This is a genomic window from Streptosporangium sp. CA-115845, from assembly GCF_050943795.1.
GTDB lineage: Bacteria > Actinomycetota > Actinomycetes > Streptosporangiales > Streptosporangiaceae > Streptosporangium.
Genome location: NZ_CP191988.1, coordinates 8,410,833 through 8,436,939 on the forward strand (window position 1 = coordinate 8,410,833; position 26,107 = coordinate 8,436,939).

At 67.9% G+C, this 26,107-nt stretch carries 13 protein-coding genes; 7 read left to right on the forward strand and 6 right to left on the reverse strand.

Annotated elements, in window-relative coordinates; translation table 11 throughout:
- Positions 1-33: 33 nt before the first annotated feature.
- The gene (gene glgP / locus ACQP0P_RS40125; protein ID WP_433366105.1) at positions 34-2,613 is read right to left on the reverse strand and encodes an alpha-glucan family phosphorylase; all 2,580 of its coding nucleotides are present in this window, start codon (positions 2,611-2,613) and stop codon (positions 34-36) included.
- A 350-nt stretch (positions 2,614-2,963) separates the two neighbouring features.
- On the opposite strand from glgP, the gene ACQP0P_RS40130 reads away from it, so the two are divergent.
- Genes ACQP0P_RS40130 through ACQP0P_RS40140 form a run of 3 tightly spaced genes read left to right on the forward strand, consistent with a single transcriptional unit; the run spans position 2,964 to position 8,152 of the window.
- Entirely contained in the window at positions 2,964-5,084 is a 2,121-nt protein-coding gene (locus ACQP0P_RS40130; protein ID WP_433366108.1) for an alpha-1,4-glucan--maltose-1-phosphate maltosyltransferase, read from the forward strand.
- 46 nt (positions 5,085-5,130) lie between these two features.
- Positions 5,131-6,834, forward strand: coding sequence for a maltose alpha-D-glucosyltransferase (gene treS, locus ACQP0P_RS40135; protein WP_433366111.1), 1,704 nt, complete (start codon positions 5,131-5,133; stop codon positions 6,832-6,834).
- 4 nt (positions 6,835-6,838) lie between these two features.
- Positions 6,839-8,152 carry a maltokinase N-terminal cap-like domain-containing protein gene (locus ACQP0P_RS40140; RefSeq protein ID WP_433366113.1) on the forward strand — a complete coding sequence of 438 codons (1,314 nt, stop codon included), beginning with the start codon at positions 6,839-6,841 and terminating at the stop codon, positions 8,150-8,152.
- Between the two features lie 95 nt (positions 8,153-8,247).
- On the opposite strand, the gene ACQP0P_RS40145 is transcribed toward ACQP0P_RS40140, so the two are convergent.
- The gene (locus ACQP0P_RS40145) at positions 8,248-10,695 is read right to left on the reverse strand and encodes a M14 family metallopeptidase (RefSeq protein ID WP_433366116.1); all 2,448 of its coding nucleotides are present in this window, start codon (positions 10,693-10,695) and stop codon (positions 8,248-8,250) included.
- 517 nt (positions 10,696-11,212) lie between these two features.
- On the reverse strand, positions 11,213-11,842 hold the full coding sequence (locus ACQP0P_RS40150) for a fasciclin domain-containing protein (RefSeq protein ID WP_433366119.1): 630 nt from the start codon (positions 11,840-11,842) through the stop codon (positions 11,213-11,215).
- Between the two features lie 216 nt (positions 11,843-12,058).
- On the opposite strand from ACQP0P_RS40150, the gene ACQP0P_RS40155 reads away from it, so the two are divergent.
- Positions 12,059-12,682: a DedA family protein gene (locus tag ACQP0P_RS40155; protein WP_433366122.1), complete on the forward strand. Its 624-nt coding sequence runs from the start codon at positions 12,059-12,061 to the stop codon at positions 12,680-12,682.
- A gap of 204 nt (positions 12,683-12,886) precedes the next feature.
- On the opposite strand, the gene ACQP0P_RS40160 is transcribed toward ACQP0P_RS40155, so the two are convergent.
- On the reverse strand, positions 12,887-13,147 hold the full coding sequence (locus ACQP0P_RS40160) for a hypothetical protein (RefSeq protein WP_433366125.1): 261 nt from the start codon (positions 13,145-13,147) through the stop codon (positions 12,887-12,889).
- 1,454 nt (positions 13,148-14,601) lie between these two features.
- Here ACQP0P_RS40160 and pglW point away from each other — a divergent pair.
- Both pglW and pglX read left to right on the forward strand, forming a co-directional pair.
- Positions 14,602-19,062, forward strand: a complete 4,461-nt coding sequence (gene pglW, locus ACQP0P_RS40165) for a BREX system serine/threonine kinase PglW (RefSeq protein ID WP_433366128.1) — start codon at positions 14,602-14,604, stop codon at positions 19,060-19,062.
- Complete coding sequence (gene pglX, locus ACQP0P_RS40170; RefSeq protein ID WP_433366131.1) at positions 19,059-23,150, forward strand: BREX-2 system adenine-specific DNA-methyltransferase PglX; 4,092 nt, start codon at positions 19,059-19,061, stop codon at positions 23,148-23,150. Before pglW ends, pglX begins: the two co-directional genes overlap by 4 nt.
- A gap of 81 nt (positions 23,151-23,231) precedes the next feature.
- Here the strand turns inward: pglX and ACQP0P_RS40175 are convergent, their stop codons facing one another.
- Together ACQP0P_RS40175 and ACQP0P_RS40180 are read right to left on the reverse strand one after the other, a co-directional pair.
- The gene (locus ACQP0P_RS40175; RefSeq protein ID WP_433366134.1) at positions 23,232-23,444 is read right to left on the reverse strand and encodes a DUF397 domain-containing protein; all 213 of its coding nucleotides are present in this window, start codon (positions 23,442-23,444) and stop codon (positions 23,232-23,234) included.
- Positions 23,435-24,256 carry a helix-turn-helix domain-containing protein gene (locus tag ACQP0P_RS40180; protein ID WP_433366137.1) on the reverse strand — a complete coding sequence of 274 codons (822 nt, stop codon included), beginning with the start codon at positions 24,254-24,256 and terminating at the stop codon, positions 23,435-23,437. The genes ACQP0P_RS40175 and ACQP0P_RS40180 overlap by 10 nt, the downstream gene beginning before the upstream one ends.
- Positions 24,257-25,161: 905 nt before the next feature.
- Here ACQP0P_RS40180 and ACQP0P_RS40185 point away from each other — a divergent pair.
- Positions 25,162-25,995: an ATP-binding protein gene (locus tag ACQP0P_RS40185; RefSeq protein ID WP_433366140.1), complete on the forward strand. Its 834-nt coding sequence runs from the start codon at positions 25,162-25,164 to the stop codon at positions 25,993-25,995.
- Positions 25,996-26,107 lie beyond the last annotated feature (112 nt).

The following is a 26,107-nucleotide window of genomic DNA, read 5'->3' on the forward strand; positions in this document are numbered from 1 at the left end:
TCCACCCGGCGCGCGCGCCGGGTGGACGCGCGCTCAGCGGAGGGTGCCGTTGGTCATGCCCACCGGCTCCTCCGGCACCGTGACCAGGCCGAGCTCCGCGGGCGACGCCACCAGGGTGTGGTCGGGAACGACCCGGACCGTGTAGCCGAAGGGGCCGGTGCGCTCCAGCGGAATGGTCCCGCCGAAGACGGCCCTGCCGTCGTCACCCACGTTCTCCACCGTCAGGTCGGCGTAGGCGGGGGCGACCAGGTCGTCGTGGTCCCCGACCCGCCCATAGGCCGCCTGGACCCGGATGTCACCGGGCTCCAGCTCGCCGAGGGCGATGGTGGCCTTCAGCCCCAGGGACGATCCGAGCTCGGGGGTGTCGCCGAGACCCGAGGCCTCCACGTGCTCGACCCGCACGCCCGGCCAGGCCCTGCCGACCCTGAGCCTCCACGCCGCGAAGCTCCTGGCCTGCTCGTACCCGTCGCCGGACAGGGCGCGCGCGGAGGAGGCCGCGGGGGCGTAGAGACCGACCACGTAGTCGCGGAGCATCCGCCCGGCGAGCACCTTGGGGCCGAGCGAGGTCAGGGTGTGCCTGACCATTTCCAGCCAGCGCCGGGGCAGGCCGTCCGCGCGGTCGTAGAACCGGTCGGCCACCTCGTGCTCGATCAGGTCGTAGAGGGCGGTGGCCTCCAGCTCGTCGCGGCGGTCGGGGTCGGCGACGCCGTCGGCGGTGGGGATGGCCCAGCCGTTGGTGCCGTCGTACCACTCGTCCCACCAGCCGTCGCGGATGGACAGGTTGAGCCCGCCGTTGAGCGCCGCCTTCATGCCGGACGTGCCGCACGCCTCCAGCGGGCGGAGCGGGTTGTTCATCCACACGTCGCAGCCCTGGACGAGCAGCTGGCCCAGGGCCATGTCGTAGTCGGGCAGGAAGACGATGCGGTGCCGCACGTCCTCGGAGTCGGCGAACTTCACGATCTGCTGGATGAGCTTCTTGCCGCCCTCGTCGGCCGGGTGCGCCTTGCCCGCGATCACGATCTGGACCGGCTTGACCGGGTCGAGCAGCAGCGCCCGGAGCCTTTCGGGGTCGGACAGCATCAGGGTGAGCCGCTTGTACGAGGGCACCCGGCGGGCGAAGCCGATGGTCAGCACCTCGGGGTCGAGGGCTTCGTCGATCCAGCCGAGCTCGGGCGGGGAGGCGCCCCGGTTGAGCCACGACTGGCGGAGCCGGGCCCGAGCCGCCCTGACCAGCTTCTCGCGCAGCCTCCCCCGGATGCCCCAGACGTCGCCGTCGGAGATCTTGGTGATGCTCTCCCAGCCCTGGGCCCGCTCGACCAGCGTGGGCAGCTCCTGGCCGGCCAGCTCCATGATCTCGCGGCCCACCCAGGTGGGCGCGTGCACGCCGTTGGTGATGAACCCGATCGGGACCTCGTCGGCGTCGAAGCCGGGCCAGAGCCACTGGAACATCTCCCGGCTCACGGCGCCGTGCAGCTCGGAGACGCCGTTGACGCGCTGGGCCAGCCGCATGCCCATCGCGGCCATGTTGAACTTGCCCGGCTCGTCCTCGGCGCCGAGCGCGAGGATGCGGTCGACCGGGACCGTGGGCCACGCGTTGTCGCCGCCGAACTGGCGGGCGATCATCTCCGCGGGGAAGCGGTCGATCCCGGCGGGCACCGGGGTGTGCGTGGTGAAGACGGTGCCGGCCCGCACCGCCTCCAGCGCCTCGTCGAAGGAGAGCCTGGCCTCGGTGAGCTCGCGGATGCGCTCCAGGCCGAGGAAGCCGGCGTGCCCCTCGTTGGTGTGGAACACCTCGGGCTCGGCGTGACCGGTGACCCGGCAGTAGGCCCGGATGGCGCGGACGCCGCCGACGCCGAGCAGCAACTCCTGGAGCAGGCGGTGGTCGGTGCCGCCGCCGTACAGGCGGTCGGTGACGTCGCGGGCCGCGGTGTCGTTCTCGGCCACGTCGGAGTCGAGCAGCAGCAGCGGCACCCTGCCGACCTGGAGCACCCAGACCTGGGCGTGCAGGGTGCGCTGCTCGGGAAGGCTGAGCTTGATCCGTATCGGGGTGCCGTCCTGCTCCTTCAGCAGGGTCAGCGGCAGGCCGCCCGGATCGAGGGAGGGGTAGTGCTCAAGCTGCCAGCCCTCGGGTGAGAGGGACTGGGTGAAGTAGCCGTGCCGGTAGAGCAGGCCGACGGCCAGGATGGGCACGCCGAGGTCGCTGGCCGCCTTGAGGTGGTCGCCGGCGAGAATGCCGAGGCCGCCGGAGTACTGCGGCAGTGCTGCGGCGATGCCGTACTCGGGCGAGAAGTAGGCGATGCTCCGGGGAGCGTCGGAGATGGTCTGGTACCAGCGGGGAGCGGTCATGTATTCGCGGAGATCGTCGGCCGCGTCGGCCAGCCGCCGCAGGAAGCGGCGGTCGGCGGCGAGCTCGCGGAGCCTTTCGGCCTCCACCGCGCCCAGCAGGGCGACGGGGTCGTACCCGACCCGCCCCCAGATCGCCGGATCGACCTCGCCGAACAGGTCCAATGTCTCCGGGTGCCACGACCAGCGCAAATTCAGCACGAGCTCCCCGAGGGAGGCCAGCTCGGGGGGCAGGACGGTGCGGACGGTAAATCTGCGAATAGCTCTCACGGTGCCAGACCCTAGTTACTCAGCGCCACGAGGGCGACTCAAACACTCACCCGTCTCCCTCTCACCGTTATCAATCACCCTCAAACACATCAAAGGCAGGTGATCGACTGTTAGGACAACTCGCCGAAGAGTAAGAGGTCCCGCACTCTATCCACCGGCACGCATGAAGATGGACTATTAGGGCACCGGACATACGAGCCAGAACGCACTGCCCTCGGAACCGGCCATCCCGGCAGGGCAGGGCTCCGCCTTGCCCCGAGAGCGGCCACCGGGGACGCTTGAAAATCGAAGATCCTTCCTTGCCGACTTCCCCGGCGGTACCGGGCGTGCCGCCGCTACCTTGAGACGCGATGATCGGACGAATCCCAATCCTGGACATCCACCCCACGGTCGAATGCGGGCGTTATCCCGCGAAGGCCGCCGCGGGTGAGACCTTCGAGATCTCCGCGACCGTGTTCCGCGAGGGACACGACGCGGTCGCCGCAGGGGTCGTGTTCACCGGCCCCGACGGCGTGCGCGGGCCGCTGCTGCCCATGGGCGAGCTCGGGCCCGGCACCGACCGCTGGGGCGTGGAGGTGACGCTGCCCACCGAGGGCGAGTGGCGCTTCCGGGTGGAGGCCTGGGGCGACCCCCTGGCCACCTGGCTGCACGACGCGAGCATCAAGATCCCGCGCGACCTGGACGCCGACCTGATGTGCGAGGAGGGCGCCCGGCTCTTCGACCGCGCGGCGAGAGCCGTACGGGCCGCCGACTGCGGACCGGCGACCGGCAGTGTCGCGACCGGCAGGCCGGTGAGCGGCAGGACCCCCGCGGCGAGGACCGCGAGGCGGGGCAAGGTCACGCAGGCACACGCGTGCGGGCACCGCGCCGCGCTCCAGGCGGTGGCCGCCAGGCTCCGTGACACCCGGATCGACCCGCGTGCCCGGTTCACCGTCGCCCAGCTTCCGGAGACGGCCGCGCTGCTGCACGCGCACCCCCTGCGCGCGCTGATCACGAGGTCGTCCCCGCGCTCGGTGGTGGTCCACCGCCGCAGGGCGCTGTTCGGGTCGTGGTACGAGTTCTTCCCGCGCTCCGAGGGCGCGATCATCGAGCGGGACGCAGCCCCCAAGTCCGGAAATTTCCAGACTGCCGCGAAGCGGCTGCCGGCCGTCGCGAAGATGGGCTTCGACGTCGTCTACCTGCCGCCGATCCACCCGATCGGGCAGAGCTTCCGCAAGGGGCGCAACAACACCCTGACCCCCGAACCGTACGACCCCGGATCGCCCTGGGCGATCGGCTCGCAGCAGGGCGGTCACGACGCCATCCACCCCGACCTGGGCACCTTCGAGGACTTCGACGCCTTCGTGGCGAAGACCCGCGAGCTGGGCATGGAGGTCGCCATCGACCTGGCCCTGCAGTGCGCGCCCGACCACCCGTGGGTCACCGAGCATCCGGAGTGGTTCAACATCCGCGCCGACGGCTCGATCGCCTACGCGGAGAACCCGCCGAAGAAGTACCAGGACATCTACCCGCTGAACTTCGACAAGGATCCCCAGGGGATCTACGAGGAGATCAGGCGGGTGGTGCGGCTCTGGATGGACCACGGCGTGCGGATCTTCCGGGTGGACAACCCGCACACCAAGCCGGTGGCCTTCTGGGAGAGGCTGCTGGCCGACATCAACGCCACGGACCCGGACGTGCTGTTCCTGGCCGAGGCGTTCACCCGGCCGGCGATGATGCGGGCGCTGGCCAAGGTCGGTTTCCATCAGTCGTACACGTACTTCACCTGGAAGAACTCGCGCTCGGACGTCGAGGAGTACCTGAGCGAACTCTCCCACGAGACGTCGTCGTACATGCGGCCGAACGTGTTTGTTAACACTCCGGACATTCTCCACGAGTACCTTCAACATGGGGGAGTCCCGGCATTCATTATCAGAGCGGTACTTGCGGCGACGGCGATGCCGACCTGGGGTGTCTATGCGGGTTATGAACTTGCGGAGAATGTACCGGTTAGACCAGGCAGCGAGGAATACCTAGATAGTGAGAAATATCAATACAAACCCCGTGATTGGGTAGGGGCTGAGCGGGAAGGTCGTAGCCTTGCTCCGTTCATCACGCAACTCAATTTGTTCCGAAGAGCACACCCGGCGCTCCAGGAACTGCGTAATCTACGGTTTCACAGCGTTAACCATCCGGACATGGTCTGCTTCTCCAAGCGGCTGCCCGGTGCCTACGACACGGCCACACGACGGCACGGCCTGGGCGACGTGGTCCTCGTGGTCGTGAATCTGGATCCGCACAACACCCACGAGGCGACGGTGTCGCTGGACATGCCCGCCCTCGGTCTCGACTGGCAAGCCGAGTTCGTCGTGGACGACGAACTGTCGGGCGAGTCGTATCGGTGGCGGCAGGACAACTACGTGCGCCTCGATCCCCACATCCACCCAGCGCACGTCTTCACTCTGCGTGCAGCGGCGGCGAGCCAGCGGTGAGCCGGCCGGGTACGCGTATACCGGCAGAACAGCGGGGAGTCCACTGGTGAGTCAGCTACCTGAGCCAATTCCGAACACCTTCGACGAGGAAGAACCGCGCGACCCCTACTGGTTCAAGCGCGCCGTCTTCTACGAGGTTCTCATCCGGGGCTTCGCCGACTCCAACGGCGACGGCACCGGAGACATCCGCGGTCTCATCCAGAAACTGGACTACCTCCAGTGGCTCGGCGTCGACTGCCTCTGGCTGCTGCCGCTGTACGAGTCACCGCTGCGCGACGGCGGGTACGACATCGCCGACTTCATGAAGATCCTTCCCGACTTCGGGGATCTCGGAGATTTCGTGAAGCTGGTCGACGAGGCGCACAAGCGCGGCATGCGGGTCATCGCCGACCTGGTGATGAACCACACCAGCGACCAGCACCCGTGGTTCCAGGCCTCCCGGCACGACCCCGAGGGTCCTTTCGGCGACTTCTACGTCTGGAACGACCACGACGAGCTCTACCAGGACGCCCGGATCATCTTCGTGGACACCGAGACGTCCAACTGGTCGCACGACCCGGTCCGGGGGCAGTACTACTGGCACCGCTTCTTCTCGCACCAGCCGGACCTCAACTACGAGAACCCCGACGTGCAGGACGCGATGCTGGAGGTGCTCCGCTTCTGGCTGGACCTCGGCATCGACGGGTTCCGGATGGACGCCATCCCGTACCTGTTCGAGCAGGACGGCACCAACTGCGAGAACCTGCCCAGGACCCATGAGTACCTGAAGCGGGTCAGGGCGGAGGTCGACCGGCTCTACCCCGACCGGGTGCTGCTGGCCGAGGCCAACCAGTGGCCCGCCGACGTGGTCGAGTACTTCGGCGACCCCGCCACCGGTGGCGACGAGTGCCACATGGCGTTCCACTTCCCGCTGATGCCGCGCATCTTCATGGCGGTCAGGAGGGAGTCGCGTTACCCGATCTCGGAGATCATGGCCCAGACGCCGAAGATCCCGGAGAACTGCCAGTGGGGCATCTTCCTCCGCAACCACGATGAGCTCACGCTTGAGATGGTGACGGACGACGAGCGCGACTACATGTACTCGGAGTACGCCAAGGATCCCCGGATGCGGGCCAACGTCGGCATCCGGCGGCGGCTGGCGCCGCTGCTGGAGAACGACCGCAACCAGATCGAGCTGTTCACGGCGTTGCTGCTCTCCCTGCCCGGTTCTCCCGTGCTGTACTACGGCGACGAGATCGGCATGGGGGACAACATCTGGCTGGGCGACCGCGACGGGGTCCGTACCCCGATGCAGTGGAGCCCCGACCGCAACGCGGGATTCTCCGACTGCGACCCCGGCCGCCTGTATCTCCCGGTCATCATGGATCCGATCTACGGCTACCAGGCGCTCAACGTCGAGGCCCAGCAGCGGAGCGCGGGCTCGCTGCTGCACTGGACCAAGCGGATGATCGACATCCGCAAGCGCCACCCGGTCTTCGGCCTCGGCGCGTTCACCGAGCTGAACTCCTCCAATCCGAGCGTCCTGGCCTACGTGCGGGAGCTCGGCGACGACCGGATCCTGTGCGTCAACAACCTCTCCAGATTCCCTCAACCGGTGGAGCTGGACCTCCGCCGCTTCGAGGGATCGATTCCGGTGGAGACGATGGGCGGAGTTCCTTTCCCGCCGATTGGCGAACTTCCGTATCTTTTGACGCTCCCTGGGCATGGGTTCTACTGGTTCACCCTGCCGCCCGTATCCCAGGAGGCGTAAAGCCGTGTTGACGGAGCTCCTTACCGGTTGGATCACCCATCAACGATGGTTCGCCGGTAAGGGGCGTCCGATCGACAATCTCGTCGTCGACTCGGACGTGCAACTCGCACCACGCCTGCGCCACCTGGTCATCTCGGTTCACCAGGCCGGGGCACGCGACCGGTACCAGCTGCTGCTCGGCACCGACGCGCCCGACGAGTACCGCTTCAAGCCCGCCCACATCGGCGAGGACTACTACGACGCCGCCTATGACGCCGACCTCACCTGCGTCCTGCTGACAGGCATGGCGGAGAACCGCGATCTGGGCCCGCTCCGCTTCCGCCACCTCGACGGGGTGGAGATCAACACCTCCCTGCGAAGCCTGGTGCTCAACGCCGAGCAGTCCAACACCTCCCTGGTGTACGGCGGCACCTACATCTGCAAGCTGTTCCGCCGCCTGACCCCCGGGGTCAACCCGGAACTGGAGATCGTCACCGCCCTGGCCCTCCGTGACGGCACCCACATCGCGCGGCCGTACGGCTGGATCGAGACCGACCTCGACGGCGAGCCCACCACGCTGGCGATGACCCAGGAGTTCCTGTCGAACTCCAACGACGGCTGGGCGCTGGCGCTGGCCAGCGTCCGCGACCTCTACGGCGCCCTGGAATCCTCGGCCTCGGAGGCGGGCGGCGACTTCAGCGCCGAGTCCTTCCGGCTCGGCGTGGCCACCTCCCAGGTCCACCACGAGCTGGCCGCCGCCTTCCCCGCCGACGTGATCGAGTCGCAGGAGGTCAAGCGGATGGTCGAGGAGTTCGGCCACCGCCTGGCCGTCGCGGTCGCCGAGGCACCCGAGCTCCGCCGGCACGCCCATGTCGCCGAGGAGGCGTACCAGCGGGTCTCCGAGGTGGCCAGGGAGATGCCGGTCCAGCGCGTCCACGGCGACTACCACCTCGGCCAGGTGATGCGGACCCCCACAGACTGGATCATCCTCGACTTCGAGGGCGAGCCTGGACAGCCCATCGCCCAGCGCCGGGCCCTGGCCTCACCGCTGCGCGACGTGGCCGGGATGCTCCGCTCCTTCGACTACGCGGCCCGCCACCTGCTGGCCGACCACGTCGACGCCGACGAGCTGCGCCCCCGCGCGGTCGAGTGGGCCGAGCTCAACCGCTCCTCCTTCCTGGCCGGCTACTCCGCCGGAGGCGGCCACCTGCGCGCCGAGGACGCCGTCCTGCTCCGCGCCCTGGAACTCGACAAGGCCGCCTACGAGGTCGTCTACGAGGCTCGCAACCGCCCGGCCTGGCTGCACATCCCGATGGCCGCCTTCGAAACCGGCCGTTAGGCGCCCGCCCGCGGTGCGCGGAGATCGCCGGCGTCGCCCCTCATCGGGACGGCCGCCGGTCGGTGGACCGGCGGCCGCACGAACATCTCAAGAGGTCAGCGGAGCTTGCGGACCTCCACCTTCTCCTTGCGGTAGTTGTTGCCCTTGCCGCTCGGCTTGTAGTTGCTCTCGACGTTGCCCGCGATGTCCACGGCGAACCAGTGGACCTTGGTGGTCTTGTCGAGCGTGATCTGCTGGGAGCCCTCGCGCATTCCCGCGGCGAGGAGCTTGGGCGAGTTCAGCGTCGGCCGGCTGCCGTCCAGGGTGTAGTAGACGTTGGCGGGCTCGTCGACCTCGAAGGTGAACGTGGTCGCCGTGTCGGTCAGGCCGGTCACCCGCACCTTGGAGTCGGGGTTCTTCCTGTCCTCGGCGTACTCACGGGCCACCTCCAGGATGCCGATCTGGCCGGACGCGAACTCCATCGCCTCCTCGTGACCCTCGGTGAACGGCGGCTGGAAGCCGACGCCCTGGAACTGCTTGGTCTCCGGGTTGTAGACGTCCGCGCCGACCTCGAAGCTCCAGCCGATGATGCCCCGGTTGTACCAGTGCTCGTCGGCGCTGTTACCGCCCGCGGAGTACAGCACGTCCGGCACCGGACCGGTACGGCCCGGCCAGATACCGTTGCCGCGCCAGGACTGGACGCTGTTGAGGATGTGGCTGGAGGCCTTCCAGAAGAAGTTCTCCGTGCCGAAGTCGGGCCTCGGCAGCGTCTCACGGCCGGCCAGCTTGTAGGAGCCCGGAGCCCACATGAAGTAGCCGCCGTAGGAGTGCGTGTTCATCGCGAACTTGATGTTCGGGTAGTGCTCGGTGATCCAGACCTCGTTGCGCGCCTCCGGCTCGGACAGCTCGGCCGGACCCGCGAAGCTGCCACTGGTGCAGCTCGTCGAGGCGCCGCTGTAGCCGTCGAACACCGAACCGACCGAGAAGTTGCGGTTCAGGTCCACGCCCCAGGAGTTGCGGTTCGCGGGGTCGGCCGCGTTGGCCGGGCAGTGGTTGATCATGCTCTTGCGCTGCATGTTGTAGTCGTACACGCTGTAGTGCCCGCCGTCGGGGTTGACCGTGGGCATGATGAAGATGTCGAGGTCGTCGACCAGCTTCCTGGTCTGCCCGTCACCGGCGTAGTTGCGCAGCAGCCGCTCGGCGGTCTCCACACAGGTCAGCGGGGTCACCCACTCGCGGGCGTGCTCCTGGCAGTAGAGGAACACGCCGACCTTCGAACCGTCCCGCTGCTTGCCGATGCGCAGCGCCTTCACCTGGAACGGGTCACGCGAGACGGCCTCCGGCGCCTTGAGGTTGTCGGTCAGCTTCACCGCCGCCGCGGCGGCGACGAGACCGGCACCGGCGTTGCCCCGGTAGGTGGCGGCGGTCAGCAGCGCCGACGCCGCGGCGTCGCCGTTGAGCGCCGTGACCACCTGGACGGCGGTGCTGTTGATCGCACCGGACGCGTCGGTGCCGAGGTTGACCACGACGTCCTTGCCGCTCACCGACACGCTCGGCGCGGCCGAGGCGGCGTCCGGCTTCACCAGCGCGACGCTGATGTCGTTGCCGCCCTGGTGCCCGTACGCCTTGGAGGTCACGTAGAACGTGCTCGCCGCGACCGTGCCGAACTGCGCCTGCGCCGCCCGGCGGTAGCCGTTCGTCTTGTACGGCAGATTGACGATCTGCGAGATCTTCGGGAACTCCTGGGCCAGGCCGGAGATCCGGCTGGTCACCTCGGTCGGGTCCATGTAGCGGTCGACGAAGTCCGCGACATAGTGCTTGCTCGGCGCCTTGCGCCTCTCCCCCAGCCACTTGGTCACCGGGACCGTGACCGTACCACCGCGGCTGCTGGTGATCGTGGCCTTGGTGGGGACCTTGTCGATGGGCACCGGCGTGTTGAACCGGTGGTACATGTACTGACCGGCGTCGGTGAAGCGCGACATCGTCGCGGTGCCGCCCGAGCCGGGGGCCGTCTTCTTCCCACTGTCCCAGGCGACGGTGAGCACCGTCTCCGCGTCGGTGGCGCTCGACTTCACCTCGACCGACAGGAAGTTCTGGTTGTCGAGGCTGGTGAACCACTCGGCACGGAGCGGGGTCAGCGTGTCGACCTCCGACGCCGCCTGGGCCTCGGCCGCGACGGCGCCCCGCCGCTGGGCCAGGTTATCGGCGACGTCCATCTGGTCGGAGATCTTACCGACTATGTTGAATCCGAGATCGCGGAGGTTCTGAGCCTCCTCCGGGCTCAGTACCGCGTGCATCTCGAACCCGCCTTCGACGGGCTTCTTGTACTCCGCGAGGTCGACGCCCAGGGAGTTGAGCCGGTCGACGCCGGCCTCGTCGGGGACGATGACGCGCAGCAGCGCCACGCCGTTCTGTTCGGTGCTGGGCTGACGGTCGGGAACAACCTCGCCGACCGGCGGGGACGGCTCGGCGAGAACAGGGAACGAGCTGAGGCTCAGGGCAATGGGAAGGGCGAGCACGACCGCGACACGGCCGAGCCTCCTGCCATTGAGGGAACTCCTCATGAGAGATGCCTCCAGTTGGCGCACGTCTCCGGGTAGTGGGTCACCACGGCAGAAAGTACGCAATTGGCAAGAATCTTCACCAGAGGATAGATCTTCGTCAAGGCCTCAAATCAATGCATTCTACGCACCTAACAACTTTAGGGTAAAATTTATATGAAATTTATACACAAGGTACATGCTTTGAGATGTAGTCGCCGTAGCCCTCAACCTCAAGTTTTGCCGGATATAATCTAATTTGTCGCCTTTAAGGCGATTTGAGGGCAATCCTGCCCCCGCCGCTGCCTTCTCGCCGGGTGACCGGCCGCAGCACGGCCCGCCACCGGACGCGGATCTCCGCGCCCAGGGCGTCGGCGGGCGCTCCGACCGGCGGCACCCCGCCCGCACGGGATCCTCCGGACGGTTTCCAGACTCGGCCCCGGCTCACGGAGTGTCCGCGCCGACGCGGTGAGCCACGTTCACCGGCATGCCACCTCGGAGACCCGGCGAGGATTCATGGTCACCGCGAGCGCCCACGGGTTCACTTCGAGCGGGGTATCAGCACCTTGTCGATGATGTAGACGGTGGCGTTCTTGGTGGCGATGTCGCCACAGACCACCTTGGCCCTGCCGGAGACGATGAAGTTCTGGCCCGAGCCCCTGACGGTGATCTGGCCGCCCTGCATGGTCTTCAGCGGGGCGCCGACCAGCTGGGACGGGCTCTTCTTGCCCTCGACCACGTGGTAGGTCAGCAGCTTGGCCAGTTGCGGCTTGTCGGCCATCAGCTTCTTGAGCGTGCCGGGCGGCAGCTGGTCGAAGGCCGCGTTGCTGGGGGCGAAGATCGTGATGCCCTTGGCCGTGTAGAGCTTGTTGGTCAGACCCGCGTCCTTGATGGCGGTGCTCAGGGTGGACAGCTCCGGGTTCTCGGCCACCGCGGTGGTGACCCGCTCCCTGGCCGCGTTACCAAGGCTGCCCTTGCCGGTGGCCGGCAGGGCCGAGCAGCCGGGGCCGACCGGCTTGCCGCTCACGCCGGCCGAAGGCGATGACGTGTGGCCTGGGGCCGACGCCGACGGCGTCGGAGTGGGCGCGGAGTGGGTGGCCGCCCCCGCGGCGACAGGGAGCGCGCTCAACATCAGCACGCTCAGCCCGGAGACGAGAAGTTCCTTCTTCATGGGACCTCCTGATTCGGATGCATGAGCCGCCGGGACGTCCCGGCGGCTCATGCCGCCTGCTCACTGACCACCTTCCCCCCAAATAGCCATCTATCGGACATATAGCCATTAAATGCCTAAAACAGATCAGAATGTTCACCAGTAAGACGGCACCCCAGGTCACCCCCACACCGAATCGGGGCACAGAGTAATCAAACAATCTCATAGAGTGACAACATGGCTCCACCGCTACCCGGCCCGCTGGCCCACCTGGCACCACTGCTGGACCACTACGGCTACCTGGCCGTCGGCACGCTGATCTTCATGGAGGATTTCGGCATTCCCGTTCCCGGGGAGACGATCCTGCTCACCGCCGCGATCTACGCCGGGGCCGGGCAACTGCACCTCGCCGCCATCGTGCCGATCGCGGTGCTGGCCGCGGTGGCCGGGGACAACCTCGGCTATCTGATCGGCCGCACCGGCGGTCGCGCCTTCATCCGCCGCTGGGGCCACTACGTCCTGCTGCCCCCGGAACGCTTCCAGAAGGCGGAGCGGTTCTTCGAACAGCACGGCGGCAAGGTCGTCGTCGTCGCCCGCTTCATCGCGGGACTGCGCGAGGTCAACGGCATCGTCGCAGGCACCATCGGCATGCCCTGGCTCCGTTTCCTGGCGTTCAACACCCTCGGCGCGGCGCTGTGGGTCACGGCGTGGACGGTGCTGGGATACACCGTGGGCACCTACATCGGCGAGGTGTACGACGAGATCGCCCGCTACTTCACCTACCTGGTCATCGCCCTGGTCGTGTCGGCCCTCGCACTTCTCGTCCGGCACCTGCTGCGACACCGCCGAGAGCACGACTGAGGCCCTCCCGGCCAGACCGTGGAGGCGACCACGGCGAAGTACAACGGCGAGGTCCGGAAGGCCAAGTGGTAAACCCCCGCCGCGGCCGACGCCGACCACGAGCCCTGGAAGTACGTGGGCCCCGCCCGTTCTCGGTGGCCTTGGGACCTCTCGTCCCGTTGACCGGAAGGGCGGATGATCATTCGTGATCATCCGCCCACGAGGTCAGGGAATCCGTATCGCGCACGCGTTCGGCTGCACCCCGGCCCCGTTCTCACCGTTGACGTCCCAGATGATCCCCGAGCTGGCGCTCTGCCCGGAGGACGGCGTCAGATCGACGAAGTCATCGCAATTGCCGGGCCACGCCGGGTTACCCCCGCTACCGGGGGTCGGGCTGACCTTGCACGAGGCCTGCGCCACCCTCTCGGCGATGCTCACCACGGTGATGTACAGGCGACTTCCCAGCGTCGACAGGGTGGTACTCACCGCCCGGCCGGGATAACCGGCCACGGACGAGAGATTGTGCCAGCGCGGAGTGGTTGCCGGATCCCTGATGAAGGTACGGCCGTCGCAGAGGACATACGCGATGTATTGCGTATTATCCCGGAAGACCGAGGCGACCCCGACTCTCGGCCCCCCCGCACCCGCCGGCCCCCGGACACCCCTCTCACCCTGGGGACCCGCCGGTCCCAGATCACCCTTCTCACCTTGAGGACCCGCCGGACCTGAATCACCGTGGGCACCCTTCTCACCCGGCAGCCCCTGCAGACCGGGATCGCCCTTCTCACCCTGAGGACCTACGGGACCCAGGCCGCCTTGAGCACCCTTCTCACCCTGGGGACCCGCCGGACCTGGAACACCCTGAGCACCCTGCAGACCCGCCGAACCCGACTCCCCCTTCTCGCCCTGAGGACCCGTGGGACCCAGGCCACCCTGAGCACCCTTCTCGCCCTGAGGACCCGCCGGACCCAGGCCACCCTGAGCACCCTTCTCGCCCTGAGGACCCGCCGGACCCAGGCCACCCTGAGCACCCTTCTCGCCCTGAGGCCCAGGTTTGCCACGCGGTCCCGGAAAACCCATCGGGCCCTGCTCCCCCTCCGGCCCCTCCAGGCCTTCCGGGCCTCGGCGTCCCGGAATACCCTGTCTCCCTCTGGGGCCCCTCCGTCCGCGCTCGCAGAATCCGCGGCACCGGTGGCACGAACGGCCACAGCGACGGCACGGTCCGCGGCGGCACTCCTCCCGCCGGGCGGTCCCGAAGGAAGCGGTCCCCTCCACCACCACTCCGGCATACGTCCCCGGCGCGGACCCGATCTCCGCACTCGCCGATGCCTGGCCCGGCAGCACCGCCCCCACCGTGGCCAGGACCACCGCACACGTCAAGAAGCGACGACCGACAAGTCTCCCAATTATTCCGTTCCTATAAGGAGTCAACTTATATCCCTTTGTAGCGAGAATCCGATTTTTTATCATTGCCAATGATCCAAATCGGAAATACCCATCCGCCAAAGAGAAAAACGCGACAGCCATTTTCGAGTCAGCAAACAAGTGGTATTCAGAGAAGAATCCAGCCCGCCGCGACGGAACTTTGTCCGCTTCGCGTACGAGTAGATAATTCAGCTTAAAGCGCCGATTGTCACGCTTCCACTCCCCGAAATTCACCGAACATGACACCGTCGTCCCAGGGCCGAACACCTCGGCAACCGACCCCCCGAAGACGACGGCGGCCCGCGGTGGCCGGCGAGCCTCCCGGACCATGGATCGTCTGTCCATCGCATTTGGGCAGGTCGAATTGTGCTCTCGGCTAGCCCACAGGGCTAGTTGGTCCGTTTTGCAATTGCCCATTGTGAGCAGCCCGTTATAAGAGTTCCTGAGACCGGAACGTCCGTGATCTACCCTGATGCACAGCCACGCAGACCCCCACTGCCTTGGAGATCCTTAACGTGCTAGAAGGCCGTTGGACCACGATCACGCCTTCCCAGTACCAGCACGAGCGCGAGGCCCTGGAACACGTCCGCTCGGGACTGCCCGACGCGGAGCCGTACCGTGCCTGGTCGAACTTCACCTTCACCGCCAACACCGGGCACGTCCGCGAGGTCGACCTGTTCGTGGCCGCGCCCGCCGGGCTCTTCCTCATCGAGATCAAGAGCCTGCACGGGCGGCTCGGCGCGAGCGGCGCCAACTGGGTGCAGACGACCGGCAACCGCACCCGCTATTTCGACAACCCGCTGCACCTGGCCGATTCCAAGGCCAAGCAGCTCAAGTCGCTGCTGCAGCAGGCCGCCGGGCCCCGGGTGCGGATCCCCTACATCCACGCCGCGGTCTTCCTCTCCGTGCCCTCGCTGCAGGTGGAGCTGCCCGGCCGGCACCTCACCGGGGTCTACGGGCCGGAGAACGGCCGGCTACCGAAGATCCTGTCGGAGCTGCTCACGGTGGCACCCCGCGACCAGCGCCGCCGCATCACCCCGGAGATCTCCCGGCCACTCGGCGGCTGGCTGCACAAGGTGGGGATCGCCAAGAGCCACGCCCACCTGCAGGTGGGTGCCTGGGAGCTGGAGCCGCGCCCGTTCGACGCCGGGCCCACCTGGGAAGACCACCTGGCCACGCACCGCGACATCGACACCGAGAAACGCCGCATCCGCATCTACCTGGTCGAGCGCAACGCCGACGAGGACATGCGGGCCAGCATGGGCCGGGCGGCCCGCCGCGAGGTGCTGGCCCTGCACGGCATCAGCCACCCGGGCATCGTGCGGGTCGACACCCTGGAGCAGCACGAGATGGGCCCGGCGCTCATCTTCCGGCACGACCCGCGCGCCATGCGCCTGGACCACTACATCGGCGAGTACGGCCCGCGTCTCGACCTGCTCACCCGGCTCAACCTGATCCGCCAGCTCGTCGAGGCGGTGTCGTACGCCCACGGGCGGCACCTGCACCACCGGGCGCTGTCGGCGCGCAGCGTGCTGGTCACGCCGGGCCGCGCTGCCAAGGACGCGCGGGAGCAGGGCTGGCTCAACCCGCAGCTCCAGATCAGCGACTGGCAGACCGCCACCCGAGGCGAGGGCACCGACGGCACGACCCCGGGGATGAGTTCCAGCAGCCACGTCGGCCAGCACATGGAGGCGTCCGCCCAGGCGTACCTGGCCCCTGAGCTGAACACGCCGAGCCCCGACCCGGTGGCGCTCGACGTGTTCGGCCTGGGCACCCTGTCCTACCTGCTGCTCACCGGCCTGCCCCCGAGCGACCGGCGGGCCGACCTCCTCGCCCGCCTGTCGAAGGAGAACGGCCTGCGTCCCTCGACGGTCGACGACTCGGTGACCGGGTTCATGGACGAGCTGGTCCAGGCCGCCACCGCGCCGGTGCCCGTACAGCGGCTGACCAGCGTGGCCGAGTTCCTGGAGATGCTGGAGGCCGTCGAGGACGAGGCGACCGCCCCCGAGTCGGTCCACCCCGCCGACGAGCAGCCGGGAGACGACCTCGATCCGCTGGAGGCCAGGCAGGGCGACGTGATCGGCGGCGAGTGGCGGGTGGAGAAGCGGCTCGGCACCGGCTCCACCTCCCGCGCCCTGCTGGTGACGAACCTGCGGAGCGAGAGGCCGGAGGTGCTCAAGGTCGCCCTGTCGGACGAGAAGGCGGCCAGGCTCGACCACGAGGCATCGGTGCTGCGCGACCTGCGCGACGACTCGCGCGTCATCAAGCTGGTCCGCCCCGAGCCGATCCGGATCGGCGACCGTACCTGCATCGTGCTGGAGCACGCGGGCGAGCACACCGTCGCCCGCAAGATCCGCGAGCAGGGCGCACTGACCCCCGACGAACTGGAGACCTACAGCGACTACCTGTTCGGCGCGCTGGACTTCCTGGAGGGCGAGGGCGTCACCCACCGCGACATCAAGCCGGACAACATCGCGATCAGGGTCCGCCCGAACCGTACCCGCCAGCTCGTCCTCTTCGACTTCTCGCTGGCCGGCATCTCGGTCAGGGAGATCGAGGCGGGCACCCCGTACTACCTCGATCCCTTCCTCGGTACGGCGAAGCGGACCGTCTACGACGCGCACGCCGAGCGGTACGCCCTCGCGGTGACCCTGCACCAGATGGCCTCCGGCGAGCTACCGGCCTGGGGCGACAACGCGACCGAGCCCCGCTACACCGAGGGCCCGCCCACCCTGGCCGCCGAGGCGTTCGACCCGTCCGTCCGGGAGGGGCTGGTCGAGTTCTTCCTGCGGGCACTGCACCGCGAGGCCCGGCAGCGGTTCGAGTCGCTGAAGGACATGCGCAACGCCTGGTTCCAGGTGTTCCGGCGCTCGGACGCGGTGCCCCCGGTGACCTCCGGGCACCCGGGCGACCTGCCCGCCGAGGAGGTCACCGCCGAGGAGGCGCGGGACGCCGCCGCGCTGGCCGCCACCCGCGCGACCGTGCTGGAGGCCGCCGGGCTGACCTCCCGCGCGGTGTCGACGGCGCACCGGCTGGGCGCCACCACGGTCGGCGACCTGCTGAACCTCCCGTCCAAGACGCTCTTCACCCTCCCCGGCCTCGGTGCCAAGACCCGCCAGGAGCTCCAGCGCCGGATCCGTGACTGGCGAACTCGGCTCGACGAGAGCGAGCCGATCACCACCGGCGAGCGGGTCGCCGCCCGCGAGGAGGCCGCCGCGCTGGACGGCGACGACGAGGTGCTGCTCAGCCGGATCGGCCTGGACACCGTCGCCGCGCTGCTGGTCCCCGAACGGCACAAAAACGGCCGCAACGCAGGCGAGGTGGAGGCCGTCCGGCTGCTGCTGGGGCTTCCCGACTCCGCCGGTGCGCTGCCCGGCCTTCCGCCGTGGCCGCGTCAGGAGGCGGTGGCCACGGCGGTCACGGTGACCAGGGGCCGGGTCGCCCAGATGCTCACCCGGCAGCGCGGACGGTGGCACACGGAACCGGTGATCCGCAGCGTCCGGGACGAACTGCTGGAGCTTCTCGCCCAGAGTGGCCGGGTGATGGCGGTGGCCGAGCTGGCCGAGGCGGTCCTCGCCGCCCGGGGTTCCAGCCGCACCGACCCGGCGCTGCGCCGGGCGCTGGCCCTGGCCGCCGTACGGGCGGCGGTGGAGATCGACCCGGTCGTGGAGGAGCCCGAGGAGCCCCGGCTGCTGCTCCGCCGCCACGACGACCGGCACGGCGAACGGGCGGGCGACCGGCTGATGGTGGCGCTGGAGGTCGGGGCGGACGACTCCCCCGACACCCCGGCGGCCACGGCACTGCTCGACTACGCCGACGCGCTGGGCGAGGCGGCCGACCGGCTGGCCGTCCAGGAGGTGCTGCCGACCTCGGCGGTGGTCCTTCGCGAGCTGCGGGCGATACCCGTTCCCGGGCAGGCCCCGGTGCTGGAGGACCGCCGCCTGGTCCAGCTCGCCGCCGCGGCCTCGCTGCGGGCCGCGGCCACCTCCCGGCTGGAGATCTATCCGCGCGACCTCGACCCGGTGCGGGCGCTCCGGCTCACCCAGGCGGGCGTGGTACCGCTCGGCGGGGGCGACGGGCATCCCACGGGGCTCAGACCCGAGCAGGTACGCGAACGGGTGCGGGCCCGTTTCCCCGCACTCGCCCCGCTTCCCGGCCATCCGCGCCTGGACACACTGCTCCGCGACGCCGGTTTCGACGTCCGCTGGCGGGACGGCCGGTACGTCCCGCCGCAGTCGCCGGACTCGGTCTCCGGCACGGTCATCCGGCGCCGGTCCACCCGCAGCGGGGCGTCCCGCTGGACGGCGGCCACCCCCGAGCTGGCCGAGGCGCTCCGTACCGAGGAGCGGCTCATCTCGGCCGGGCAGGGCGGCTTCCGCGCGCTGACCGTGGGCCTGACCGGGTACGAGCGGGGCCGCCGTGAGCTGATCGGCCGCTTCGCGGCCCGGCCGGTGAACGTGACCGGCCTCTTCGTCGCGGCGCTGCACGAGCTGATCGATCCCCGGCCGCTGCCGACCTGGCAGACCGTGCTCGGTGCCGACCTGGCCGAGCCGGGCAGCAGGGGCGCGCTCAAGCTCGCCGAGTACGCCCGCGACGCCTGGGCACTGGTCGCCCCGCGCCTGGACGCGCTGTTACTGGACACCCCACATCCGCAGACCCCGAATCCGGATTCCGGGTGCCAGGAGACCGGGCACGCCGGTCCTGGGCACTCTGGCTCCGGGCGCGCCGCGGGTCCGCTGTTGCTGCACGACGCCGCGGCCGCCGCCCGGTACGACGGGCTGGGGGTGATCCGGCGCCTCGCCGACCGGGCGCGGGCCGGCGGGCCGCCGGTCTGGCTGCTCTGCCCGATGACCGACCCGAACCGCTCGCCGAACCTGGACGGGGCGCTGACCCCGGCCCAGCTGCCGAACGAGTGGATCAAGCTGCCCGACGCCTGGGTGGCCAACCAGCACCGAAGTGGAGCGAGAGCGTCGTGATCGACCGCAAGGCACTGCTGGCCGACCTCCAGAAGCAGGTCAGGACGCTGGAGAAGGACCTGCGGGACCAGGTGGAGACCGCCTCGGAGATCGTCCGCACCGACGGCACCGGGCATCCCGGCAGCGGTGCCGACCACAGGGGGGCCGACCACGGAGGTGCCGTCGGCGGGGGCGCCCGGCACGTCGGCGGCGGTTCGGACGGGGGCCGCACGGCGAGGAAGGTCCGCGACCGGCTGGACGCCGAGTACCGGCTGGCGTTCCGGCTGGGTCGTACGGCGGCGACCTGGGCCGCGTGGCGGGACGAGCGGGTCACCCAGGCCGCGGCGGCCTGGGTGCTCGGTACGGTCTTCGTCCGGTTCTGTGAGGACAACGGGCTGCTGACCGCCCCCTACCTCGCCGGTCCCGCACCCGAGCGGATGGTGCTCGCCGAGGAGGCGCAGGAGGAGTTCTTCCGGGTCAACCCGGCCGAGACCGACCGGGGCTGGCTGCTCGCCGCGTTCGCCGAGATCGCGGGCTCCCAGGCGGGCGCGCTGCTCTTCGACCGCAGGCACAACCCGCTCTACCAGATCCCGATCTCGCACGACGCGGCCAAGGAGCTGATCGGCTTCTGGCGGCGGCGCGGTGAGGACGGGGTGCTCGTCCACTCCCTCGCCTCCGAGGACTGGGACACCCGCTTCCTCGGCGACCTCTACCAGGACCTGTCCGAGGCAGCCCGCAAGACGTACGCGCTGCTGCAGACCCCGGAGTTCGTCGAGGAGTTCATCCTCGACTACACGCTCACCCCCGCGATCGCCGAGTTCGGCCACGACGGGCTCCGGATGATCGACCCCACCTGCGGGTCCGGCCACTTCGTGCTGGGTGCCTTCCACCGGCTGCTGGACGAGTGGACCCGGCGCGCGCCGATGCGGGACCGGCGCGAGCTGGTACGGCTGGCGCTGACCTCGGTCCACGGGGTGGACCTCAACCCGTTCGCCATCGCGGTGGCCCGCTTCCGGCTCCTCATCGCGGCGCTGCGGGCCTCGGGCTTCACCACTTTGGCCGAGGCGAGAAACTACGAGTTCCCGCTGAACCTGGCCATCGGCGACTCGTTGATCAAGGCCCGCCAGCTCGCGCTGCCCACCATGGAGTCCGACGCCGCGATCCTGCACGGGGTCAGCGAACAGGGCAGGCTCTTCGCCGCCGCCAACGAACAGGGCGACCTCTTCTCGCAGACCTACGAGGAAGAGGCCGCTGACCTCCCGAGAGACGAACTGGCCGGCTTCGCCTATGCCACCGAGGATGTCCAGAATTTCCCGGGCATCTTGAGGCCGGGCAGTTACCACGTGGTCGTGGGCAATCCGCCTTACATCACGGTCAAGGACAAAAAGCTCAACGAGTTGTACCGCGAACTCTATAAAGCCTGCGCAGGCCAGTATGCACTCTCGGTGCCGTTCGCTCAACGCTTCTTCGAGTTGGCGATGTCTGCGGAAAACGACGGCAGAGGTGCCGGTTACACCGGCCAGATAACAGCCAACTCATTCATGAAGCGAGAATTTGGCCGTAAACTAATCGAAGAGTTTTTTGCCCACCAGGTTGAACTTACCCATGTCATCGACACGTCAGGGGCGTACATCCCTGGCCATGGCACCCCAACCGTAATTCTATTCGGCCGCAGCCGAAGGCGGAAGCGCTCTGAAACCATCCATATGGTCATGGGAATCAGCGGGGAACCCGGCCCCCCTCCAATTCCTGCCGAAGGCAGAGTGTGGCAAGCCATCATCACTCAAATCGGCAACCCTAAATCAGAGTCAAAGTGGCTAAGCACTACAGATACGAACAGAAAAGACCTCGCTCGATACCCCTGGAATCTGGGGGGAGGCGGCGCAGTCGAACTTCAGGAATTGATCGAATCTGCCGGTAGACGAAAAATCTCCGACGTAGCGACAAGCGTAGGCCGTTCAACCGCAACCGGCGAAGACGAACTTTATTTTCTCCGTGACGAAGCCACTGCCCGAAGACTTGGCGAGAGCGACTATGTCAGAGACCTTGTTGTAGGAGACACCGTCCGCGACTTCGTCATCTTCGACGTGGTCAAGGTCCGAAACCCCTATCTCGACTCGGCCAACAGGATCAGCATCCCTGCCTCTCACCCCCTTAGCACACGCAGCCTCTGGCCAGCTCGCACGCTCTTGGCGAGGCGAGTTATCTTCGGTAAGTCAATGCATGACCAGGGACGCCCCTGGACAAGCCATCTGGAAAACTACTCCAGCAAGCTGACAACGCCCCACGGGATCACCTTCGCTTTTGTTTCCACCCATAACCATTTCATCTTTGATCGATTAGGTCGACTTTTCAATCGGACCGCGCCCGTAATTAAGTTACCAACAAAAGCTTCAGATGCAGAGCATTTCGAACTACTCGGAGTCTTAAACAGCTCAACAGCGTGCTTCTGGCTTAAGCAGGTTAGCCAAAGTAAGGGAAATGGAGGCATTGGAGGAGGCATCTCCGATGAGCCATGGGAACACCGATACGAATTCACAGGAACGAAGCTAAATGATTTTCCAATTCCGACCAAGCTTCCGTTAGAGTCTGGGCGAAAATTGGATGCGCTAGCACAGCGACTTTCTTCAGTAAAACCAAGCAGTACAGCAGCCGAAGATGCACCAAGTCGAGAACGATTGAAACTTGCCCAGGCCGCGTGGCATTCAACACGAGCGCAGATGATCGCTTCCCAGGAGGAGTTGGACTGGGAGGTCTACTCGCTCTACGGGTTGCTGGATGATGAGATGACCGCTCCGGCGGAGGTCGTGCCGGAGTTGAAGCTTGGGGAGCGGGCCTTTGAGATCGTGCTGGCTCGGAAGGTGGCGCGGGGGGAAGCGGAGACGCAGTGGTTCGTGCGGCATGGTTCGACGCCGATCACCGAGTTGCCCGAGCACTGGTCGGCCGAGTACAAGGCCGTGGTGGAGAAGCGGATCGCGCTGATCGAGACGGATCGGAACATCGGGCTGATCGAGCGGCCCGAGTGCAAGCGCCGCTGGGCCACCGAGGGATGGGACTCCCTCCAGGCGAAGGCCCTGCGCAACTGGCTGCTGGACCGGTGTGAGGCGCGAGAGCTCTGGTTCCATTATCTGGACGGGATGGAGCAGCCCCGGATGCTCAGTACCGCGCAGCTCGCCGATCTGCTCAGGCCCGATGAGGACTTCGTCTCGGTCGCCGAGCTGTACGCCCCCGGCAAGGACCTGGAGAAGGTGGTCGCCGAGCTGGTCGCCGACGAGCACGTTCCCTACCTCTCGCAGCTCCGTTACAAGGACTCCGGCCTGGGTAAGCGCGCCGACTGGGAGGACGTCTGGGACCGGCAGCGCCGGGAGGACGCGGCCCAGGCCGTCGCGGACGCGGCCAGGCAGGCTGCCGAGGAGCAGCGCAAGGTCATCGACGAGATCGAGAAAGCCGAGCGTGAGCGGACAGCGGACGAGGGAGCGGGCGAGCTAGCGGAGCGCGAGGCGGGCGGGGCCGCGAGCGAGGCGGAGCGGGAGCGGGCCGCCGCCACGAACATGGCGGAGCAGGAGCAAGCCATCAACACGGCGGAGCGGGAGCAGGCCGCCGCCGAGTGGGCCAGGCTCAAGGCTGAGCAGGCCAGGGCCGAGGCGGAGGTGAAGAGGATCCGGGACGCGATCCCGGTGCCGCCGAAGTACGGTTCGGGTGACTTCCTCAAGGTGTCGTACTGGCGTAACCGCGGCAAGCTCGACGTACCGAAGGAGCGGTTCATCTCCTACCCGCATGCGGGCCGCGACGGTGACCCGGCGCTGCTGCTCGGCTGGGCCGGCTGGGACCACAAGGAGCAGGCTCAGGCACTGGCCACCGTCATCGTCGACCGGGAGCAGAACCACGGCTGGGACGCCGACCGGCTGACCCCGCTGCTCGCCGGGCTCCGCGAGATCCTGCCCTGGGTCCGCCAGTGGCACGACGAGTTCGACTACGTCTACGGCGCCGGCCCGGCCGACATCTACGAAGGCTTCCTCACCCAGACCCGCGACCGCCTGCACCTCGGCGACGACGACCTCACCACCTGGCGCCCCCCGAAGACGACCCGCCCTCGCAAGCAGCCCTGACCAGGCTCACGGGAAATGAGACATCGGTGCCTCTCGGCCGCCGGCCACGGCCGAGAGTCCTCCCATGTTTCGCAGGTGTAGTTAGAAGTCGAACTCGCCCTTCTTGGCCCCGTCCACGAAGGCGTCCCACACACTCGCGCTCACCACGAACGGCGCCTGCCCCGGAGCCTCGGTGTCCCGCAGGCCCACCCGACCACCCGACAGCGGAGCCACCTCCAGGCAGTTGCCCTGGTTAGATCCGCTCTTGGTGGCCTTGCGCCAGGCTGCAGTCTTCAGCTCATCGCTCAGATCCACAGTTTCTCTGCCTTTCTGATCAACTCGATGGATGCACGCTGAGGCTGCGCCTCCGCGCGCAGGGCGTCGTATCTGGCGTGGATGGCTTCCACATCCTCCGAACGACTCGACACATATCCATTGGTTGCGGATTCGATATACACCATATCCGAGTTCCCTGGAAGCTGTGCGATCATGAATCCGCCGAGAATTCCCGTCGTTACTCCCAGTTCCATGGGAATGATCTGGATACCGATTCGTGGGGACTCTATCGCCTGCGCGAGACGTTCGAGTTGTTGACGCATGATCTCCTTGCCGCCGATGGGACGGTACAGAACGCCTTCGTCAATCACCGCCCGGAATAGAGGCGGGTTCGCACGGTCGAAAATCATCTGGCGCTCTACCCGAGCAGCGACAGCCTTTTCTGCCTGCCTGTCGGCTATGCCGGGCTCTCCGTGGATAACCGCCCGCGCGTATCCCTCTATCTGGAGAAGGCCGGGTATGACGAGCGGCTCCCAAGTGTGCAGCGTGTGTGCTTCCTGCTCGATGTCCAGCCACCCACGGAACCACCGGGGGCTTGCCGAGCGGGTGAGGTGTTCCCAGAACCGGACGAGCTCCCCGCCCGCGTCCATGGCCTCGTCGTAGCGCTCCATGAAGTTCCGGCTGGCCCTGCGCTGCCCTCGCTCGATGAAGCCGATCAGGCTCGCGCTGAACTGGATGACCTCCGCCAGGCGCTCTATGGAGATACCAGTTCTTTTTCGATGTTTGCGAAGTTCGGCCCCCAAAAGGACTAGAGGCTTCACAGAAGGATCGGGTTCCTGGAAAACGGACATTTCAGCTCCGTCCTGTGGGGGCGCTACTCCGGCAACACAGAAAAACACAGTCCACTACAAAGTGTCCTGGTGGTGTGCGGGGAGTTTCGATACCCAACGTAGCCGGTCGAGGGCACCCTGTGAAGAGACCGGATGGCGCGAGAAAACCATCGGATAAGCCCTCTTACCACATGCAACAAAAGACCTCGGCAAACCTGTCGCCAAAATAATTGGCTATGTCCGGAAAAGAGGGAGGGAAATGACGCCGAGGTGCCGGAACATGCGACATCGACAGGTAGTTCACGCATCCACCGGATACAGACCTGTCACCACCCGGCAAGCCCTGGCCGGACAGACGGAAGTCACCTGACGCAGGGATGAACGCCGGGGCAACACCGCTCCGGCCCCGAAAACACAGTCCTCGCCCCAGAAACGAAAGCGGGACCCGTCACGGCATCACAGGCCGGGACGAGCCCCTCGACCGGACAGTGGAGGTCCGACCTGATGCACCACCCTAGAGGAATCCCCCGGCCGATTCGGGTCCGTTGGCATGCCGACCAGCCGCCGATGCCGCTCGGCTGTCGCTGGTGCGGTCATCCCCCGTACGCACACGAGGCCGCCAGCCTGCCGCACCGCGCCCACCACCACTGGGAGCAGCCCACCCCCGCCCAGGTCCACGCCCGGATGACCGTCCGCCGCCGCCTCAACCTCTCCGGCCACCCGCCGGTCGCGACCCCCATCCGTTCGATCCCCGGTCCCACAGCTCCCGTCGTTTCCCCGGTGCGACTCCCGGAGGTCTCCCCCGGCCGACACCGGCGGCCGGAGCAGCCCGTGGTTACGGCCGCCGTGCCGTACCGGCGAGGACGGCCGCCGGGTCCCCGTCCCCCCTCCGGCAAGCACACCCCATACCGGCAGGGGGCGACGGTATGAACGGACGCGAGCCCCAGCCCCGCCCCCGGCAGAGCGGGAGGCATCGGCGCGGGACCGTCACCGAGCAGGTCGGCTCCCAGCCCTGGGACCCGGCCGAACGGGCCGCCGCCGAGCAACTCGACCAGATCGAGCCCGCCTGGACCGTCTGGTACGGCCCCGGCACCCGGCACTTCCACGCCGTCGCCGGCTGGACCGCCCCCGAACCCCTGACCGTGCGAGCCCGCACCGCCGACGAACTACGCACCCTGATGCGCGAGGCCGAACACAGCACACCACCACCCCAAGGAGGGACCATGCCCGAGACCCCGGACACACCACACCCCCCGAACCCCCCGCAGACCGTGGACCACACACAGACCTTGGACCATCTCCAGGCTGTGGACCGCCCGCATGCCCCGTACGAACCGCAGGCGTCAGCCGATCAGCAACTCCCGGACGACCCGCGCACCGTCTGCTGGGACCTGCCGCACGACCTGCCGATCGTCGGCAAGGCCCGCGCCATGGTGCGCGAGACCCTCGTCGCCTGGGCGCTGCACCACCTCGTCGACGACGCCGTCCTGGTGACCGGAGAGCTGCTCGCCAACGCGATCATCCACGGCGAGCCCGTGGTCAGGCTCTCCCTGTGGGCCGACGCCGACGAGTTCCAGATCCAGGTCACCGACCGGGGCCCCGGACAACCCCGCCACCTCACCCTCGACCCCGAGTCCCTGCATGGCCGCGGACTGACCATCGTCAGTGCCCTCGCCCACGACACCGGCGTAACCCCCCTCCCCCACCACCCCGGCAAAACCGTCTGGGCCCGCTGGCGTCTCTCCATCGGCAACCGCTGAGACCGCAGCCCCGAGCCCGCCCGGCCGCGGCCCGCTGGGGCCGATTGCGGTCACGTACGCCTGGGCGGAGAGGCGTACGAATACCGATAGCCACATAAGTACCTATCAAGCA

Bases quoted from the DNA above. Each gene is read 5' to 3' on its own strand.
- ACQP0P_RS40130 (WP_433366108.1), top strand. From the start codon at position 2,964: ATGATCGGACGAATCCCAATCCTGGACATCCACCCCACGGTCGAATGC.
- ACQP0P_RS40145 (WP_433366116.1), bottom strand. From the start codon at position 10,695: ATGAGGAGTTCCCTCAATGGCAGGAGGCTCGGCCGTGTCGCGGTCGTG.
- ACQP0P_RS40150 (WP_433366119.1), bottom strand. From the start codon at position 11,842: ATGAAGAAGGAACTTCTCGTCTCCGGGCTGAGCGTGCTGATGTTGAGC.
- ACQP0P_RS40155 (WP_433366122.1), top strand. From the start codon at position 12,059: ATGGCTCCACCGCTACCCGGCCCGCTGGCCCACCTGGCACCACTGCTG.
- ACQP0P_RS40180 (WP_433366137.1), bottom strand. From the start codon at position 24,256: ATGTCCGTTTTCCAGGAACCCGATCCTTCTGTGAAGCCTCTAGTCCTT.
- ACQP0P_RS40185 (WP_433366140.1), top strand. From the start codon at position 25,162: ATGAACGGACGCGAGCCCCAGCCCCGCCCCCGGCAGAGCGGGAGGCAT.